Here is a 17,825-nt window from a genome sequence, read left to right as displayed (position 1 = left end):
ACGTACGGCTATCGAAAGTCGCTTCCAGCAGGTCTACAACTTACTACTAGTTTGGGAGGGATTGCAGCCATGCAAAAAAAGATTCCTTAGACGAAGCTTCCCCGTTCCGCTTTCGGCCCTTTCAGTAGGGTGCAAAAAGAGCGAAGCAGAAGGACAGACCGGAGTTTCAAGTACTGATCCGTCAAGGCAACGATTGGATAGAAGTCTACAGCGTCAATCGTCGTCCTAAGGTCTCTGGCGTCGCTTATGGATTGCCCGGAAGCCGATAATTCGTTCTCATATAAATCTGCTTGAATCCGGTGGCGATGAGATTGGCGTGAGAGATAGTCGGCTCATGAGCCAAGGGCTGGGCCGTTTCGACGACAAATTTGCTCTGGCTGGCGCCTTGGTTCAGACGCGCCGTAATGAGGGCCTTCTGTGCCCCTCGATTGCGAAACTCGGGAACTGTCGCGCCTCCACCAAGTCACGCAAAGCCGCCTACCGCGTACATCGCCGGTCGCAATCAGCGTGCCTTCCAATTCCGCGAAAAAGCAGCTCCAGCCATCCATCCCAACGATCGCTGACCACAGCGGAGCAAGGTTCGCCGGAAAATTAAATCCAACGCACATCATCGAACCGAAGATGTCAGCTTCAGTGACTTTGACCTGCCGGGTACAAACCTCTCCAGATTGGATGAGTGGCGTAGAAGGCGCTGCTCGCCGTAGCTTTGCCCATCCGTTGCCTTGGGGAACAAAGCCCCGTTTCCTTATCCAATCGTGTGTCTGTTGAGGAGCGGTGGCAGCGTTCACTTGCAAGTAGCGGCGGCCTGCCTTTTTACTCATCCACTCATAGGCCGTGTCGAGGTCTTCAAGAGCTACAATGCCAAGTATCCGATTGAGACCGATGGCGGGCGCGCTGGGCAGCGATATTGCAAAGCCAGCGCCCAATTGCAGGCAGCTAAACTGGGCTTGATCCACCAGCGTTTGGGGCGCGACCATAAACAGATCGATAAAGGCTCTCGCCTCAATGATGTCTTCTTCGGGTACCGCATGGCGCGATGCTAACGGGTAATCATCCATGGAGGTGTCTTTGAAACAGTCGATAAGGCAGCGGCGGGAAAGGCAGACCGCTTGTGCGAACGCAGCTAAGTCAGAAAGTCCACAATTGCGGCGGCGATCTCAGACGAATGCGTCTCCAGGGCAAAATGACCTGTATCCAGAAAACGAACCTCTGCATTCGGGAGATCGCGTTTAAAGGCCTCCGCACCGACGCGCAGGAAGAATGGGTCCTTGTCGCCCCATATGGCCAGGAGCCTGGGCTGATATTGGCGGAAATACGCCTGAAACTTCGGATACATGGCGACGTTGTTCGCGTAATCGAGCGCGATGTCGAGCTGGATTTCTTCCGCATCTGGGCGTGTCATGTAGAAGGCATCAAGTGAATAGCCATCGGGAGACACCTTCGATAAGTCCGAAACACCATGTTCGTACTGCCAACGGATGGCGGGAGATTTCATGATCTCGCGCAAGGCATCGCGGTTGGCGGTTGTTGGATCAGACCAGTACCGCCTGATGGGGTTCCAGACGTCGCTCAACCCTCCTTCGTAGGCATTGCCATTTTGGGAAATGATTGCCTTCACGCGGTCCGGATACTTCATCGCAATACGGAAGCCGATTGGTGCTCCGATGTCGAAGACGTAGAGGGCAAACTGCTCGATTCCAAGGACCTCAATGAACCTCTGGATGAGGCCGGCAAGATTGTCGAACGTGTAGGCGAAGTTTCCGCGGGAGGGCGCTTCCGATTGGCCGAAGCCTGGTATGTCGGGTGCGACAAGGTGGAATCGATCGGCGAGCAACGGAATGAGATCGCGAAACATGTGGCTGGCAGACGGAAACCCGTGCAGCAACAACAAGGTCGGTTTTGTCGGCTCTCCCGCTTCGCGGTAGAACATTTCGTGGCCAGCGATGTCGATGCGGTGATAGGTTGGGTGCCTCATCTTGTCCTCGCCTTAAAAGCCAAAATCACTGAGACCGGGATGGTTATCCGGCCGGCGGCCAAGCGGCCAATGAAACTGGCGATCCTGGCTTTGTATCGGCGCGTCGTTGATCGAGGCGAAGCGTTTTCGCATCAGGCCATCGGCCCCAAACTCCCAGTTTTCGTTCCCGTAGGAGCGAAACCAGTTGCCGCTATCGTCGTGCCATTCATAGGCAAACCGAACGGCGATGCGATTATCACTTAAGGCCCAAAGCTCCTTGATCAGCCTGTATTCGAGTTCGCGCTGCCATTTCCGGGTCAGAAAGCCGAGAATTGCTTCGCGGCCAGTCACAAACTCGGAACGGTTGCGCCACTGGCTGTCCGGGGTATAGGCCAGTGCCACCTTTTCGGGGTTGCGGCTATTCCAGCCATCCTCGGCAAGTCGAACTTTTTCTGTTGCGGAAGCCACCGAAAATGGCGGCAAGGGCGGTCTTGTGATCTCCATGATTACTCTCCAGGGGCCTTGAGCCGCGCCCGCAGCTCCGCATTTTCCGCCTCCAGTTGGGTCAGCCGCTCGCGCAACGGTCTTTCCGCCTTCTCGACTTCAAGTTCGGTGTAGCGCGGGATGATATGCTGAGGGCAGTTCCAGTCGAAGGCTTCCAGCCGCAACCGGAAAATCCGCTCTGCCTTTGCCCGGTAACCGGCGTCGAAAACAAAGTCGGTCAGCGTGGGGTCGGCATCAAGCGCCAGCCTCTCGACATGCATGTAAATCTTGAGGCGTGCTCGTCGCGGGTAGTCCACCAGAAAGAGACAGGCTCGGTCATTTGCGGCAAAGTTTCCGGTGCTGATGTATTGGCGGTTGCCCCTGTAGTCGGCAAAAGCCAGCGTTTTCCTGTCGACGATTTTGAGAAAGCCTTGTGGACCACCACGATGCTGAACATACGGCCAGCCGGTTTCCGATACCGATGCGATGTAGAAGCTGTCCCGTGCGGCGATAAAGGCTATCTCGTTCTCGGTGAAGCTATCGGACTCTCGGTGGTGGTCGCCCAACCAGATCTGGTCGGCCCCCATCTCGGCCTGCGCGTCCCGAACGCTGGCTGTCACTGCGACTTCAAGGAAATGGTAGGGCATGATCGATCTTCCTGAACGTGGTTGCCAGGCTCGCTGTCGGGAGACGGTGCGAGCCTGGTTTCGTCTGCCGTTGCACGCTGCAAGTTCAGTCTGTCGCAATCTCGCGATCAAGAAAATCGTTGATCAGCGGAGCAACGACATCCAGCTTTTCTTCGAGCAGGAAATGACCTGAATTCAGGATATGAATTTCGGCATCCGGAAGATCCTTGAGATAGGGATGAGCACCGGCTTCAGGAAAGATATAGTCGTTCTTGCCCCAGACGATCAGTGTGGGTGGCTTGCGTTCGCGAAAAAAGCTTTGGAAATCGGGATAGAGCGGCACGTTGGTCCGGTAGTCGTACAACATATCGAGCTGGATATCGCTATTACCCGGCCGGTCCAGGAGCGCCTGATCATGCACCCAATTGTCCGGGCTGATGCGTGACACATCTTCCATGCCATCGGTATACTGAAATTTGGTGGTTTCAAGCGTAACGAGGCCGGAGAGCGCCTCGCGGCTCTTCTTTGATCCGTCTGCCCAATAGGTCTTGATCGGATCCCAGAACTGCTTCAGTCCCTCGTCATAGGCATTGCCGTTCTGGATGATCAGGGCGCTCACCCGTTCCGGGTGCTTCAGGGCCAGCCGATAGCCAACGGGCGCGCCGTAATCCATGACGTACATCGCATAGCTCTTGGCCGCGACATGATCCATCAACTTGTCGACGATATCGGCGGCTCCAGCGAACGTATAGGCATATTTGCTGCGATCGGGGGACGCGCTTTGCCCATAACCGGGATAGTCCGGCGCGATCACATGGTAACGGTCTGCAAGGAGCGGAATCAGATTCCGGAACATGTGGGAGGACGTCGGAAACCCATGGAGCAGCAGCACGACCGGAGCGTCAGCCGGACCGGCTTCCCGGTAGAAAATATCGAGGCCGTCGATTTTCGCGGTACGGTAGTGGATGGGAACGGGAGTTGCACGAACCTCCGTTGTGGCCTGCGCAGGCAGGACACTTACCACTGTTGCCGTAGTCATGCTTGCGGTCGCCAACATGAAGCACACAATGAAACTACGCATGATAGTCTCCCCATAGGTCGAGATGGAACAAATTGGTTTCGAATGAAGGCTGCTTGGGGCCGTTCAGACCGAGCAAACGCCGTCGCGATAAACAATGTCACCGGAGGCTGTTGCCTCAGGTCAGGAAACGGCAGGGATGTAGTATTTCAGCGCACGTAAATGTTCGATTGGAACGCGACGACGGACCAGACGACATCGCCTTTCAAAAGCCTGTGTGTGTAGGAGTAAGCGGTTTTTTAATCGCTCTCAATTGCGATCTAGGTCACATGCAACTAGACGATGGCATTGCAGCCCTAGACCTTCGTATATCGATTTGTCCTTACGCAACTCGCGGAAATCCCGTAACAATTTCCAGCGGACGATCGGCCACCCTTCTCTATTTCCTGACATGGAGTGGGAAATTCAGGGTTTCTGAACGTCTCATACTGTGAACGGAGAGTGCGGTGGAACAAGAGCCGGAAACCGATCCCATTATTGATCTGATCCCCGCGATGGTGTGGTCCGCAACGTCGGAAGGTATGCTGGATTTCGCTAACCAGCACTTTCTCGACTTCATCGGGGCGCCGCTTGAAGAAATCTCTGGAGAAAGGTTCTATCGGATATTCCATCCCGACGACACGTCACACCTTGCTTCGGAATGGCACGAGATCATGGCCTCGAAAAATGCGAGGGAGGTCGAGGGCAGGCTCAGGCGGGCGGACGGCCAATATCGTTGCTGCACGCTTCGGCAGAAGCCGCGGCTCGATGCCGAAGGAAATGTCTTGAAATGGTATGGTGTGGTCCTCGATATCGAAGACCGCAAACAGGCCGAAAACGCGTTAAAGGAAACCAAGACTGCACTTGCGGCCAGCGAGGAGAACCTCAGCCTCATAATCAATTCGCTGCCTGTTCTCGTATGGTCCGCGCGACCGGATGGCAGCGCCGATTTTGTCAATAAAAGCTGGTTGGACTATGCGGGCCTTCCTGCTGACCAGATTCTCGACTGGGGCTTCCTGGAGCTTTATCACCCAGACGATATTCCCGGCATGGTGGACATCTGGAAGAAAGACCTCGAGCATTCCGACCACACTATTTTGAAAGGGCGCATTCGCGGAGCAGACGGCAGATATCGTTGGTTTTACTTCTCAGGGCGCAAGCTGGTCGATGCCAACGGCGTCGTTCGTTGGTTCGGTGTCAACATCGATATCGAAGACCTGCAACGTGCGGAGAATGCTCTTCGGGAAAGCGAAGCGGCACTCAGAGAAAGTGAACACAAGCTCAATCTTATCATCAACACGATCCCCGCCATGGCCTAGTCCTGCACCTCGGATGGCCGGCTTGAATATTTCAATCGAAACCTGATCGATTATGTCGGTCTGCCTTTTGAAGAGCTCGTCGGCTTCGGTTTTTATCGCATGTTTCATCCCGATGATGTCGAGCCAATGCGCACGGCCTGGGACGAGATCGTGGCTTCAAAAAAAAGTCGCCCAGTAGATGCCCGCATCAGACGCGCCGATGGCGAATATCGCTGGTTTAACCTTCGACAATGCCCCCTTCTGGATTCAGAGAGAAATGTTGTGAGATGGTACGGCGTCGTCGTGGATATCGAGGATCGCAAACGAGCGGAAGAGTCCCTGCGGCAAAGCCAGAGTGACCTCGCGCACGTGACCCGGATGACGGCGACAGGTGAACTTGCCGTTTCGATTGCCCATGAAGTCAACCAGCCGCTTATGGCAATCGTCACGAATGCCGGCACATGCCTGCGCTGGCTACAGCCGGGTCACACGGACTTGGAGCAGGCGCGCCTAGCCGCCGAACGGATCGTTAGGGACGGACACCGCGCGGGTGACATTATCACCAGTATCCGGGCAATGGCTCAGAAACTGCCTGCAAAAATTGAGCAAACTGACTTCAAACCTGCCGTAAGTGAGGTGCTGAATCTGTTGACCGGCGAACTTCAAAGGCGCGGGATAGAGGTTGGTCTTGATATGGCCGACATGCCTATCGAAGTCTTAGGAGATCGGACACAACTGCAGCAAGTCGTTTTAAACCTGGTCATGAATAGCGCCGAGGCGATGGCAGCTTCTTCCGGGGTAAGACGCATCGATATCCGATGTACGGCAGAAGAGCAGCTTGTGATAGTAAGTGTTTCAGACACGGGCCGCGGGGTACCTATCCACGAGCTGGAGCGCGTTTTCGAAGCATTCTACAGCACGAAGACAGACGGTATTGGAATGCGACTATCGATATGTCGTTCAATCGTCGAAGCGCATGGCGGCCGTATTTGGGCTTCATCGGGACAGAATGGGAGCGGTGGCATGTTCACGTTCACCTTGCCAATGGCAGAGGGCCTTGTTCATGATCGATGATCGCACGAGAGGTCGGCCAACTGTCATTGTCATTGATGACGACGAAAGCGTGCGGGAAGCGTTGAGAGGGTTGTTCGAGTCTGTCGGACTTGTCGCTGAAACCCATTGCTCCGTGGCTGAGTTCCTTGCCGCGGATGATCCTGATCGTACAGGCTGCATTGTCCTGGATATTCGCTTGCCCGGCCAGAGCGGCCTGGAGTTTCAAGAGGCGCTCGCAAACGGCCAGAACCCAAGGTCTGTGGTCCTGATCAGCGCGCATGTCGACGTCGCGATGGCTGTCCGCGCCATGAAAGCCGGCGCTATCGATGTCCTTACCAAGCCAGTGCGTGAGCAGGACCTGCTTGAGGCGGTGAACCGCGCTTTGGCAAGTGATAGCGCTCGACGCGAAGAGGCAAATCAAACGGCTGCATTGCGCCTGACGTATTCCAAACTTACCGAGCGCGAGCGGCAGATTATGACATTGGTTGTCGCCGGCAAGCTGAACAAACAAATTGCGGCTGAGGTTCAGCTCGCCGAGGCCACGGTAAAACTTCATCGTGGGCACATGATGCGGAAAATGCACGCTTCGTCAGTTGCAGATTTGGTGAGGGTCGCGGGCATTCTGGAGGCCTGAAATCTGCGATTTGAAGGAGATGTGGTTCGCTCCCTTGCAAGAACCAACACCTCTACATCGGCATTGCTAGGGGCCTTTGCCTGTGTGTCATTATTCAGACCTGAAAATTTCGCGCTTCGGCCTGAACGTCATGTATTCGGCGAAGGATACCAAGAGCTGCTAGTCCACAGACTTCCCGTAACCGCCAGCAGCAGATAACAGAAACAATTTCCGCAATGCGCCGCCATTTCCGCCGTCCAACGCTTGGCGCGCTTTCCCGAAAGCAGACGTTCTTCTTCTCTGCCATTCGTCTCAGGAATTGCCGTCTGGGCATGTCCTATCTATTGCCCTTATCCTGGGTTCAAAACTTCCCGCACCAAAAGGGCAAGCTTCTCCGTCGCGAACGGTTTTGTCATGACCAGCATGCCCGCACCAAGGTCACCATCGTTGAGGACGGTCTTCTCTGCGTAGCCGGTAATGAAGATGACCGGAAGCCCCGGTTTCGCCTGCACTACCGCATCAGCCAACTGCCTGCCATTCATGCCGTTGGGAAGACCAACGTCCGTGAGGAGCAGGTCAATTTTTCCGACGTCGTTTACCAGTTTCAACGCCTGGAGGGCGTCGCCAGCTTCGACGATCGTATAGCCCAATTCCTCCAACTCTTCGGCAAGGACCATCCGCACGAGTGCCTCGTCGTCCACCAAAAGGATCGTCTTCTTCGTGGTGATTGCCTCAACGGGGATCTCGCTATCGTCTTCGGTTTTGCCCGGCATTTTCCCGGTGTACCGGGGTAGATGGATTGTCACCGTCGTGCCTTTCCCAACTTCAGACCTGATGTTGACCGCACCCCCGGATTGCGCGGCGAACCCGTAGACCATCGACAGTCCTAGGCCTGTCCCTTGGCCCGTTGGTTTAGTCGTGAAGAAGGGCTCGGTGGCACGCTCCATGATAGCTTTCGGCATGCCCACGCCGTCGTCTTTCACGCACAAGCGAACGTACTGGCCGGGTTCGAGCGACAATGCCCGAGCGTTAACCTCATCGATTTCCGTATTTTCAGTCGTGATCGTGACAGTGCCGCCGTTTGGCATCGCGTCGCGCGCGTTGATGCAAAGATTGAGCAGGGCATTTTCGACCTGGCCAACGTCGGCAAAAGTGTTCCAGATCCCGGAGGAGTTTGTCGTCTCGACGCGGATCTGCGGCCCAACGCTCCGGCTAATAAGGTCCAGCATGTCGAGCACCAGATCATCCAGTTTGGACGGCTTCGGGACGAGGGTCTGTCGGCGGGAGAAGGCGAGAAGTCTGTTTGTAAGATTGGCGGCGCGCTTGGTCGCTCCCTGTGCCGCGACGACATACCGATCAACATCGCTCAGCCGGCCTTGTGACAGGCGTTTGGAGATCAGTTCCAAGCTTCCACCGATACCCGCAAGGATGTTGTTGAAGTCGTGAGCAAGGCCGCCAGTTAATTGCCCCACCGCTTCCATCTTCTGGCTTTGTCGCAGCGCCTCTTGAGCTTGTTCCAGCTCCGCCTCGCGCGCCTTCACGTGACTGAGGTCGCGCCCCACGGCAATGAAGTTCACGCCATCCAGCTCCGGAGCGACAGTCCACTCAATGTGCTTCCAGCCGCCTTGTTTAGTGCTGATGCGGTTCTCGAAACGGGTCGGCCGACCAGTATGCGCCATGCGGCTGATCGCCTCGAGCGTTGGAGGTTCGTCATCGGGGTGCATGAACGTGGCGTAGCCGCGCGTAAGCAACTCGCGCTCGGTCCAACCCAGCACCTGGGTCCAGGCAGGACTGACCGCCGACATCATGCCGCTATAGTCGGCCCGCGCCAGCATGTCCTGAGAGAGGTTCCACAATCGATCCCGTTCTGCCGAGCGCGCCTCCACCTGGGTCTCCAGCGTTTCGTTCAGTTCGCGAAGCCGCGTCTCGCTATCGCGTAAGGCGTGCTCACCGCGGGCCCGCGCGACAGCTATGCTTGTCCGCTCAGCGAACTCTTTGATGAGACCAAGATCGCCGCTGTTCCATTTTTTTATCTCGCCTTGATTGACGAAGAAGACAGCAACAAGTTTTCCCTGTTCAAGCACCGGTGCATTGACAAAGGAACGCGTGCTCTTTCCTTCCAGTGCGACAGCGGCTGGGCCGGTCGTTCGGGGATCCTCGCGAACATCGTTGATAACAATGAACTCGCCTTGCTTGAGGCTGTCGATGAAAGAGCCATAGCTTCGCAGCGGTAATACGCCAGCGAGCGTTTCCACTCCAGGCGCGGTCCAATCACGGTCGGTGTGGAGGGTCTCGTAGATCGGATCTATTTCGGAATAACCAACCCGGCTGGCACCAAGTGTTCGGCCGAGCACTTCTGCGGCGGAGAAGGCGATCTCCGTAGTGTCCTGCAAGTCCCGAATGGCCTGAGTCAGCTCGATCAGCGCATTGCGGCGAATCTCTGCAGTCTTGCGGGCTGTAATTTCAAGCGCAGTGCCTGTGACCCGAACACATCGTCCCGCACTGTCGAACACGCCACGGCCTTTTGCCGCTACCCACCGTTCGACACCATCTTCCTTGCCTATCGTCCGGTATTCCACATCGTAGACAGCGCGCTGCAAAGGATCGGCTGCAGCCAGGTACGCCGCAATCGTCCCTTCGCGATCATCCGAATGGAGCCCCTGATAGAAATTTTCCATGGTCACCGGGACGTCGGCCGAAATGCCGAACATGGCCTTTGTGCGAGGCGGCCAGGTCAACCGACCCTCGATGACATCGACGTCCCAAAAGCCGATATCGGCATTGTTGACTGCAAGACGCAGACGCTCCTCGCTCATTTCCAGCGCAGTTTGCTCTTCCTGGAGACGCTGCTCAAGCAAGACACGACCGGTCGTCTCGGGCGTAATGTTGAGAACCGCTGCGACGCTGCCGTCTTCGTCGCGAAGTGCCGACAGCGAATAGTTAAACCATGCGGTCTCTGAGCCTCCCCCTTCTAACCGCGCCATGACGAAAGGTGCATCCTCGAAATGGATTGGATCGTCGCCCGCCCGCACACTGTCGAACTGAGGTTGCAGCTCTTCCCAAATCTCCGCCCAAACACTGGATCCGGGCTGCCCGAGTGCCGAGGGGTGCTTCGCACCCAGGATGCGCCGATACGGATCGTTATAGATGAGCGCGTATTGCGGACCTGACCAAAGACAGATCGGAAAAGGCGAGTCGAAGATCGACCGCGCCATTGTTCGCAACGCTGGCGACCAGCTCGATGACGATCCCAACGGGGTCGCGGACCAATCGAAATCCCGTGCAATTGCACGGACCTCGCCGGCGCCGGCAAACAGTGCCGTGGCATCGGCATGGGCTTCGCTGTTCAAATTTGATGCGTTCTCGCTTGCCACTTCCACCCTGCGTCACACTCCCGCTCAACGACCACGATAAGTAGTCGCTCGTAACGGAAAGCCATCACAACGACTTCAACGGGTGCATATAGCTAACGGTAAACGAGCTGCCACCCCTTCGGCCGACAATAATCGAATCACGACCTATCGCGTCGACACTGTTGATGTATGTCGGCCTGGCAACAACGCGACTATACCCAATCCGCAGAGGCCTGTGCAAAGTGAGAACAGGGACCAGTATCCAAACCCGTTTGCCCACACACCTGTGCCGAGCCCCGAAAGTAGGAAGCCAACGCTGATCGTGTTGCCGAATAGCGCCGAGGCGATCCCAGCTCGCCCGGCAAGAGGTCCTGCACGACGGCCATCCCGACGATGCTGATGATTCCGATCCCGGCCGCTCTCGGAATTTGGCCGAGATAGAGCGATGTCAACGTTGGCCAAAGGAGCGCCATCAGGAAATACGCGGCGAAGAGAGCAAATCCTACAAACAGAAGCCCCTGAAACGCGGCCAGCGCAATGATTGCTGACGCGGTCCGGTGCAACTTCGAGACCCAACTTAGGCCTCTCCTCTGAAACTGTCGCAACGGCGCGTACGTGGGTAATGACCACGATTGCCAGTGACAAGGCTGCGAGGGAGCCGGCCCCAGGAACACTCCGGGGAATCCCGTCTTCGAAACGAGGACCGCACCCTGGGGCTTGCCCGATCGTCCAACTCAGGGATGTGACGAGTCGAAGGATCGCCATGCCGCGAGTTACCGTCGATCCGCCTACCTGATCCAATCGATCTTTCGCCAACGCAGACAGGATAAGGAACGATGCTGCACCCACCCCGAAAAAAATGCCCGCGACGGCCGACGGCCGTCGCCAATCAGCCAATCGTTAGAGAGACCTTGCTAGATTTTCCTTGTGAAGTTTGCGTGTTGTATTAGAAATCTATAATACTGGCGTCGGTCAATTCGACGCTGGTGCTTGTGCGCTTGTAGATGAGCAAAACAAGCGAGCCAGTGGCTACCCCAACGCTGCTGGCTCGACTAAGGAACCAATTGTTTCAGTGAACGTTTTGACACGTTGAAATTGAGAGGAACTCGTCATGAACCGATTGATCTATATTGTTGGACTCGTCGTAATAGTCATTGCTGTACTGTCGTTTTTTGGCCTGCGCTAATACGAGCGAGATGCTAGTTCGTCGGTGAAACCTGGTGTATCAGTCACCCCGGTCCTCGAATAAGATTCAATCTTAAATCCGGTCAGGTAAGGCGGGCGTTACTTGCAGGATATTCTGACTGTTTCTATAGGCCGTTGTTTTTACGGGAGAAGGCGGCGTTTCAAGTGAAATGAACGCATTCGATTGGTCCCAGAACCCAATGGGGATGCCGGACGCCTGGCCTCCGACGCTGAAATTCGCCGTGAATCTTATCCTCAACTCTCCGGAGTCGAAGTACGTTCTCCGGGGACCTGAGCTCTAATTCTTTTCCAATGACTATCGGCCGATCATGGGGCCGAGGGCAATACGTGCCATCGGCACGACGCTTCCCGACCTATGGCCGGACGTCATGTATGCCCTCAGCCCCATCATCGAAAAGGCCTTCAATGGGGAGGCCAGCCGCTTCGACCACCTGCCATGGCGCGGTATGGCGAACCAGAAGAGACAACATTGACGTTTTCCTTCACTTCTCTCCGCGACGAGACCGCGACCGTAAAAGGGCTGGTCTGCATTACCAATGAAACGACACAATCTTGCGCGCAGAACAGGGGGCCTCGCTCGACCGTGAGCGCATGCCGCAGATGTTTCAACAAGCTCCCAGTTTCATGGCGATGCTGGGAGGTCCTAACCATGTCTTCGAGGGCGCGCAATAAGTTATGTGCGGCAGGGAGGAACCCATGAATTCGACATTCTATCCACCGCTTGCCCGCAGCGATTTCGACCCGGATCCATCCGGAGGTAAGCAGAGCAGCGGTCTCAAACAACTCGGCCCCAGTCTGATAACCGGAGCCGCCGACGACGATCCGAGCGGCATCGCTATCAGCGCCCGGATATGGCACGTCACCGCTTATGGTCCAGCGACCAATATGGCCAAGGCCCCTTGTCGTCGTACGCGATCAGCAGGTAGAAAACGATGAGGGCGGTCGCGGCCGACAACTCACGCCATATCGAGAGCTGATGGGGCCGGCAAGACAGAGGTGTGTCCTCGCCTAACACGAAATAGCCCCTGCGAAACAACAGGGGCTATTTTTGCCGAGGCGTAGCACCAGGGGGCTACACCAACATGCGCACGTTCGGTTCACGATCCCAATACCGCTTGGCAGCAGCCTCGATGAACCTGTTGGTCAATGAAACCACACCGTCATCTGGTTCGATGCCTGCCTTGTCGAGAAGGGGCTTGGACGTCTCGACAAAGCCGATTGCCTTCAGATGACCGAAGGCATCCATCACCCACTGTATTGCGGCTCCTTCCTTGAGAAGCATCTTGCAGCCTTCCTCTGACAGTAGGACGGCAACAGCGTCGAAGATAGGCGAGGGTGAGCCGGCCAACTGACCATCAGCCTTGATTGGCTCACCACCAGAGAGTGCAACCTTGCCCACCTTTGGCGCGACAATGAAGGGCGTCGCGCCCGCCTTCTTGATCGCGTCGACAAGGCTCTTCAGGACTTTTGCATGGGTCCCGTCGGCGATAAGGATGCCGATTTTTCGACCCTCGACGGTATCGATCATATTCTTCTGGATCGAGAGTGCCGGTGAGGGGGCCATATCAACGGGTTCCCGTGCAGCTTGCGATTTCTTCGGCAAGTCGATGCCGAGACCATCTGCAACGCGCTTGGCGAGCGCCTCATCGACGTTCCGCAAATTGGCGACCATCCGCGGGGGTACCTGATCCAGGCCGACCTTCGACAGTTCGAAGACGAAGGAGGAGGCAATATGGGCCTGCTCGGAGGTCGTCTGCGATGTCCAAAACAGACGCGCCTGACTGAAGTGATCCGCAAAAAGTTCGGCACGGACACGCAGCTTGTCGCCCTGCTCCTGCTTCTGGGCCTGGCCCTCAAAGGTACGGAACCCGGTGACGGGACACTCTCTTGGACCGCCCATCTCGCCATGGGCGGCAAGGCTGTTCGGCTCGTAATTCGCCCGCCCCTTCGGCACAGTCATCTGCATCTGCCCGTCCCGCTGAAAATTCATGACGGGACACTTGGGCGCATTGATCGGCAGTTGGTGGAAATTGGCGGTCCCGAGCCGGGACTTCTGCGTGTCGAGATAGCTGAACAGGCGACCCTGCAACAAAGGATCGTTGCTGAAGTCGATGCCGGGAACGATGTTGGCAGGACAGTAGGCGACCTGCTCGGTTTCGGCGAAGAAATTGTCTGGATTGCGATCCAGCACCAGCCGGCCGACCTTGCGCAACGGTAGCACTTCTTCGGGGATGATCTTTGTCGGGTCGAGAACATCATAGTCAAGACTTTTGGCAAACGCTTCGTCGAAAAGTTGGACGCCGAGTTCCCATTCCGGAAAATTCCCGGCGGCAATGGATTCGAACAGGTCGCGGCGATGAAAGTCGTTATCGGCGGCCTGCAGCTTCAGCGCCTCTTCCCAGACCGTGGACTGGATGCCAAGTTTCGGCCTCCAGTGAAATTTCACGAAGGTGGATTTTCCGTCGGCATCGACGAAGCGGAAGGTGTGGATGCCGAAACCCTGCATGGTCCGAAGCGATCGAGGGATCGTGCGGTCTGACATCGCCCACATTAGCATGTGGGTGGTTTCGGGCATGAGCGATGCCCAGTCCCAGAACGTATCATGGGCGCTACCTGCCTGCGGGTAAGCGCGGTCGGATTCCATTTTCACTGCATGCACAAGGTCCGGAAACTTCATCGCATCTTGGATGAAGAAGACTGGAATGTTGTTGCCAACGAGGTCCCAATTGCCTTCTTTAGTATAGAATTTCACGGCAAAGCCGCGTACGTCTCTCGGGGTATCAACCGATCCCGCGCCGCCTGCTACGGTGGAGAAACGGACGAAGACAGGCGTCTTCTCGCCGGCGCGCTGGAACAGATCGGCCTTGGTGACATCGGAAAGATTGTCGGTGACCTCGAAATATCCGTGAGCCCCTGAGCCGCGGGCATGAACGATGCGCTCCGGAATCCGCTCATGGTCGAAATGAAAGATTTTCTCCCGCAGGACAAAGTCTTCGAGAAGCGTCGGACCACGCGCGCCCGATTTCAGGCTGTTCTGATTGTCCGAAATCGCGATGCCCTGATTGGTTGTCAGCGTTTCATCGCGATCCTGCGAGCTTTTCTCTGGACACTGCTGATGAGTCTCGCCACCAGATCCACGGATTTCATTGAATGGTGCGCCATCAGACATGTGTGATCCCCTTCATGTTGCACTGGTTCGCAAACGGAAGCACCGGGGGATTGTTCCGGCGAAGGCTACGCTTTGATAAATAAACAGCCGACAAACAGACCGAGTGAAATGGCCTGCAGAATCCACATGGGCCATTCCGATGCCATAATGTGCTCCTTCTACTGTCTGGAAAGTGATTTTCGCGCTTACTGCTTCAGGATCGGCGTCTGCTGCGAGGGCATAATCTCGCGATGGTGACCGAATGGACAGACCATCGGCTCGGTCACGGGGATCTCATTGCGCTGGGAGCGGAAAGCAGAGGAGCGCTCATAGGCAAGCTTTCGAAGGCGCATGGTCGAGCCCAGCGGCTGGTGCGCCGTAATGCCATTCCAGGGGCTGAAATGCATGCCGTCATCGACAGCCTCGGCGCGGCTCTCGCTCCAGGCTGACTGGGGAGCCGCCGTGATGTGGGCGACGGTCACGAACGGGCTTTTCGCCTCGTCCCAGGCGTCAATGCCTTCGACAGGCATGGCGTCGAGATTGGTGCAGAGCTGGACTTGCAAATGCCAGACGGCGGTTTCGGTCTCGAAGAAATCCTGAACGGCGTGGCGGATGGCATCCGCATCATCGGATGTATCAAGGGTGGTGCCGGTCAACGCCTTGAGATTGTCCGAGGCGGGCACGACCGCGTATTTAGCGATATGGTTTCCGTAGCGCAACGGCAGCTGCGCAAAAAAGCTGTCTCCGAGAATGTGGGTCTCCGGGTTTCCGCCGAGCGTCTTGAGCGTCGCACTTTCCGTGCCGAAGGTTTCGAGCGCCCCTTCGACTTTCTTGAAGACGCTGGCAATGAACTCCTTCGTGCCCTCCATGCGGTCGGTCGTTGCCGCCAGAAGCTTGCGGTTCTTCACGAAGGCCTCGCCGCTCGGCGAGTTGAACTCCTTGCCGTTGACCATGACGAAATCCTGGCTTGCGGAATTCTCAGAGCCGGGCAGGCGGGGGCCTTCGACGTCCATGATTTTCAGCTCTAACCCGCGGGGTGTCGAGACGCTGTCGTGCAGCAGATCGCCCGGTGTTGTTGAAAGGCGGATGATCGCATCGTCGCTGCGCGGTTCCGCAAAGATCCCTTGCGCAAGTTCGGGCGGCAGACCGTCAACAACGTCGACACGGGCTTCCAATAGGCCATGGCTCTTGGCATGCACTGAGCGGATGCCGTGGCCGCTGTCGGCATAGGTCTTTTCGGCAATCGACAGCATGGTCTTTGCCAGTTCGCGCGCCGTTGCCGGCTCGTCCGGTTGTATGATCTCGACATCCGGCGAGAATGGGACCGGCTTGAAGGGTAATAGGCTGTTCATTGTTGTGCCTCGGCTGTGAGAATTTTGTCCAGTGTGATGGGGAAACTGCGGATGCGTTTTCCCGTGGCGTGGAAGATGGCGTTGGACACGGCGGCCGCCACGCCGACGATGCCGATTTCACCCAGGCCCTTGACGCCGATCGGGCTTGCCTTGTCATCGTCCTCATCGACGAAGATGACGTCGATATCCTCGACATCGGCATGGGCGGGGACATGATACTCGGCGATATTGGGGTTCATGATCCGGCCGGTGCGATGATCGATCATGCCTTCTTCATGCAACGCCGCTCCGAGCCCCACGACCACGCCGCCGAGAATCTGGCTGCGGGCCGTCTTCGGGTTTAGGATACGCCCCGCAGCAATGGCGCTGACGACGCGGGTGACCCGCGCAACACCAAGCTCGTCATCGACGCGGACTTCGACGAAGACCACGGAATGCGTGTAGGCCGCAAACTTCCGCATGGTCATCATATCGGGGCCGACTTTGGCGTGTTCCTCGATGTTGGAAAGGCCTGCCCGTTCCATGATCTCCGAAACGCTCATGCCGACCTGATGATTGGCTTCCAGCACAAAAGCGCCCATCGATGATCTCCACCTGATCGGCTTCAACCTTGGCCAGAGGCGAATTTTCCAGCCTGCTGGCATGTTTCAGAAGGGTCGCGATCACGGCCCTTGACGCGGCCTGAACGGCCGATCCGGTCGATGCCGCCGTCCATGAACCGCCCTGAACGCCGGTTTTCGGCAGGGTGGAGTCCGCGATCTGCACGGTCACGTCATCCAGAGGCACACCAAACGCATCAGCGCCCAGCTGGCCGAGGATCGTATAGGTGCCGGTGCCGATATCGGAGGCCGCGGCAGAGACGGTAACTTTGCCATCGACGGAATACCGAACCTTGGCTTCCGCCGGCGACATCATCGCTTCCCAGATGCCGGTCGCCATGCCCCAGCCGATCAGCTCATGACCCTCGCGCATGGAGCGCGGTTCATGGGACCGCTTCGACCAGCCGAAACGGGCAGCGCCCTCCCGATAGCAGGCATGCAGGGCCTTGGAGGTGAACTGCTTGTCTTGCATCTGGTCGCGATGGGCGAAGTTACGGATGCGCAGGTCGAGCGGATCAATGCCGACGGCATAGGCGAGTTCATCCATCGCCGCTTCCAGTGCAGTGACGCCGGTGGCGGCACCCAGAGCGCGCATGTCGCCAGGCGTCGAAACGTCGAGCTTGCCAACCTCATAGGCGATCTTGACGTTGTCGCAGGTGTAAGCCAACGCTGACCAGTTGGCGACGTTCTCCTGATAGTCCTCGTAGCGGGATGTCGCATGCACGGCGTTGCGCGTGACCGCCGTCAGATGCCCTTCCGTGTTCGCTGCCAGCGATGCCGTCTGGAAGCTGGAGGGACGCTATGTGAGATAGAACATCTCGCGCCGGCTCATCTCGACCTTCATCGACCGCTTCAGGTCAAGGCTGGCCATGACGGCGAGGAAGAGCTGGTATTTCGGCCTCAGAGCCTGGCCGAACGCACCGCCGCCGAAGGCATTCTTGACGACGACCTTCTCCGGATCAAGACCGAAGACGTTGCAGACGTACTCGTGGCTGTTCTGCGACCCTTGCGTCTTGTCATGGATCGTCAGCTCGCCGTCTTTTTCCCAGAGCACGGCAGATGCGAAAACCTCCATCGGATTGT

General features: G+C 56.9%; 13 protein-coding genes and 1 pseudogene. 3 read left to right on the top strand and 11 right to left on the bottom strand.

Annotated elements, in window-relative coordinates; genetic code table 11:
• Positions 1–332: 332 nt before the first annotated feature.
• The 5 genes from QO002_RS20995 to QO002_RS20975 all read right to left on the bottom strand — a co-directional run bounded on the left by QO002_RS20995 (position 333) and on the right by QO002_RS20975 (position 4,144).
• On the bottom strand, positions 333–1,058 hold the full coding sequence (locus QO002_RS20995; RefSeq protein WP_370878562.1) for a hypothetical protein: 726 nt from the start codon (positions 1,056–1,058) through the stop codon (positions 333–335).
• 65 nt (positions 1,059–1,123) lie between these two features.
• Positions 1,124–1,975 carry an alpha/beta fold hydrolase gene (locus QO002_RS20990; protein WP_307233659.1) on the bottom strand — a complete coding sequence of 284 codons (852 nt, stop codon included), beginning with the start codon at positions 1,973–1,975 and terminating at the stop codon, positions 1,124–1,126.
• Positions 1,976–1,987: 12 nt separating this feature from the next.
• Positions 1,988–2,458 (bottom strand): nuclear transport factor 2 family protein, encoded by a 471-nt coding sequence (locus QO002_RS20985; protein WP_307233658.1) that lies wholly within the window; start codon positions 2,456–2,458, stop codon positions 1,988–1,990.
• Between the two features lie 2 nt (positions 2,459–2,460).
• Complete coding sequence (locus QO002_RS20980; RefSeq protein WP_307233657.1) at positions 2,461–3,084, bottom strand: pyridoxamine 5'-phosphate oxidase family protein; 624 nt, start codon at positions 3,082–3,084, stop codon at positions 2,461–2,463.
• Between the two features lie 85 nt (positions 3,085–3,169).
• On the bottom strand, positions 3,170–4,144 hold the full coding sequence (locus tag QO002_RS20975) for an alpha/beta fold hydrolase (protein WP_307233656.1): 975 nt from the start codon (positions 4,142–4,144) through the stop codon (positions 3,170–3,172).
• A gap of 443 nt (positions 4,145–4,587) precedes the next feature.
• Between QO002_RS20975 and QO002_RS20970 the strand changes: the two genes are divergently transcribed.
• Genes QO002_RS20970 through QO002_RS20960 form a run of 3 tightly spaced genes read left to right on the top strand, consistent with a single transcriptional unit; the run spans position 4,588 to position 7,105 of the window.
• Positions 4,588–5,439, top strand: a complete 852-nt coding sequence (locus QO002_RS20970; RefSeq protein WP_307233655.1) for a PAS domain-containing protein — start codon at positions 4,588–4,590, stop codon at positions 5,437–5,439.
• A gap of 42 nt (positions 5,440–5,481) precedes the next feature.
• Positions 5,482–6,492: a PAS domain-containing sensor histidine kinase gene (locus QO002_RS20965; protein WP_307234997.1), complete on the top strand. Its 1,011-nt coding sequence runs from the start codon at positions 5,482–5,484 to the stop codon at positions 6,490–6,492.
• Positions 6,482–7,105 (top strand): response regulator transcription factor, encoded by a 624-nt coding sequence (locus QO002_RS20960; RefSeq protein WP_307233654.1) that lies wholly within the window; start codon positions 6,482–6,484, stop codon positions 7,103–7,105. Before QO002_RS20965 ends, QO002_RS20960 begins: the two co-directional genes overlap by 11 nt.
• Before the next feature lie 329 nt (positions 7,106–7,434).
• On the opposite strand, the gene QO002_RS20955 is transcribed toward QO002_RS20960, so the two are convergent.
• From QO002_RS20955 to QO002_RS30925, 6 genes and pseudogenes are all read right to left on the bottom strand, one after another.
• Positions 7,435–10,464: a PAS domain-containing protein gene (locus QO002_RS20955; RefSeq protein WP_307233653.1), complete on the bottom strand. Its 3,030-nt coding sequence runs from the start codon at positions 10,462–10,464 to the stop codon at positions 7,435–7,437.
• Positions 10,465–12,715: 2,251 nt separating this feature from the next.
• Positions 12,716–14,812, bottom strand: coding sequence for a catalase (locus tag QO002_RS20950; protein ID WP_307233652.1), 2,097 nt, complete (start codon positions 14,810–14,812; stop codon positions 12,716–12,718).
• A gap of 185 nt (positions 14,813–14,997) precedes the next feature.
• The gene (locus QO002_RS20945) at positions 14,998–16,143 is read right to left on the bottom strand and encodes a catalase family protein (protein ID WP_307233651.1); all 1,146 of its coding nucleotides are present in this window, start codon (positions 16,141–16,143) and stop codon (positions 14,998–15,000) included.
• Positions 16,140–16,643 carry a molybdopterin cofactor-binding domain-containing protein gene (locus QO002_RS30935; protein ID WP_370878581.1) on the bottom strand — a complete coding sequence of 168 codons (504 nt, stop codon included), beginning with the start codon at positions 16,641–16,643 and terminating at the stop codon, positions 16,140–16,142. Before QO002_RS30935 ends, QO002_RS20945 begins: the two co-directional genes overlap by 4 nt.
• Complete coding sequence (locus QO002_RS30930) at positions 16,546–17,115, bottom strand: molybdopterin cofactor-binding domain-containing protein (RefSeq protein WP_442417770.1); 570 nt, start codon at positions 17,113–17,115, stop codon at positions 16,546–16,548. The genes QO002_RS30935 and QO002_RS30930 overlap by 98 nt, the downstream gene beginning before the upstream one ends.
• A gap of 174 nt (positions 17,116–17,289) precedes the next feature.
• Positions 17,290–17,817: pseudogene (locus QO002_RS30925) on the bottom strand (molybdopterin cofactor-binding domain-containing protein); the annotation flags it as partial.
• Positions 17,818–17,825: the final 8 nt, after the last annotated feature.

Origin of the sequence: Pararhizobium capsulatum DSM 1112, from assembly GCF_030814475.1 — a bacterium.
In the GTDB taxonomy this organism is placed as follows: domain Bacteria; phylum Pseudomonadota; class Alphaproteobacteria; order Rhizobiales; family Rhizobiaceae; genus Pararhizobium; species Pararhizobium capsulatum.
The sequence above is the reverse complement of the archived record's forward strand: the minus strand, read 5'-3'. Positions and strand labels throughout refer to the sequence as shown.

Coding starts and splice junctions, on each gene's coding strand:
- QO002_RS20985 (WP_307233658.1), bottom strand. CDS start 2,458: ATGGAGATCACAAGACCGCCCTTGCCGCCATTTTCGGTGGCTTCCGCA.
- QO002_RS20995 (WP_370878562.1), bottom strand. CDS start 1,058: ATGGATGATTACCCGTTAGCATCGCGCCATGCGGTACCCGAAGAAGAC.
- QO002_RS20980 (WP_307233657.1), bottom strand. CDS start 3,084: ATGCCCTACCATTTCCTTGAAGTCGCAGTGACAGCCAGCGTTCGGGAC.
- QO002_RS20945 (WP_307233651.1), bottom strand. CDS start 16,143: ATGAACAGCCTATTACCCTTCAAGCCGGTCCCATTCTCGCCGGATGTC.
- QO002_RS20975 (WP_307233656.1), bottom strand. CDS start 4,144: ATGCGTAGTTTCATTGTGTGCTTCATGTTGGCGACCGCAAGCATGACT.
- QO002_RS20960 (WP_307233654.1), top strand. CDS start 6,482: ATGATCGATGATCGCACGAGAGGTCGGCCAACTGTCATTGTCATTGAT.
- QO002_RS20950 (WP_307233652.1), bottom strand. CDS start 14,812: ATGTCTGATGGCGCACCATTCAATGAAATCCGTGGATCTGGTGGCGAG.
- QO002_RS30930 (WP_442417770.1), bottom strand. CDS start 17,115: ATGCGCGAGGGTCATGAGCTGATCGGCTGGGGCATGGCGACCGGCATC.
- QO002_RS20990 (WP_307233659.1), bottom strand. CDS start 1,975: ATGAGGCACCCAACCTATCACCGCATCGACATCGCTGGCCACGAAATG.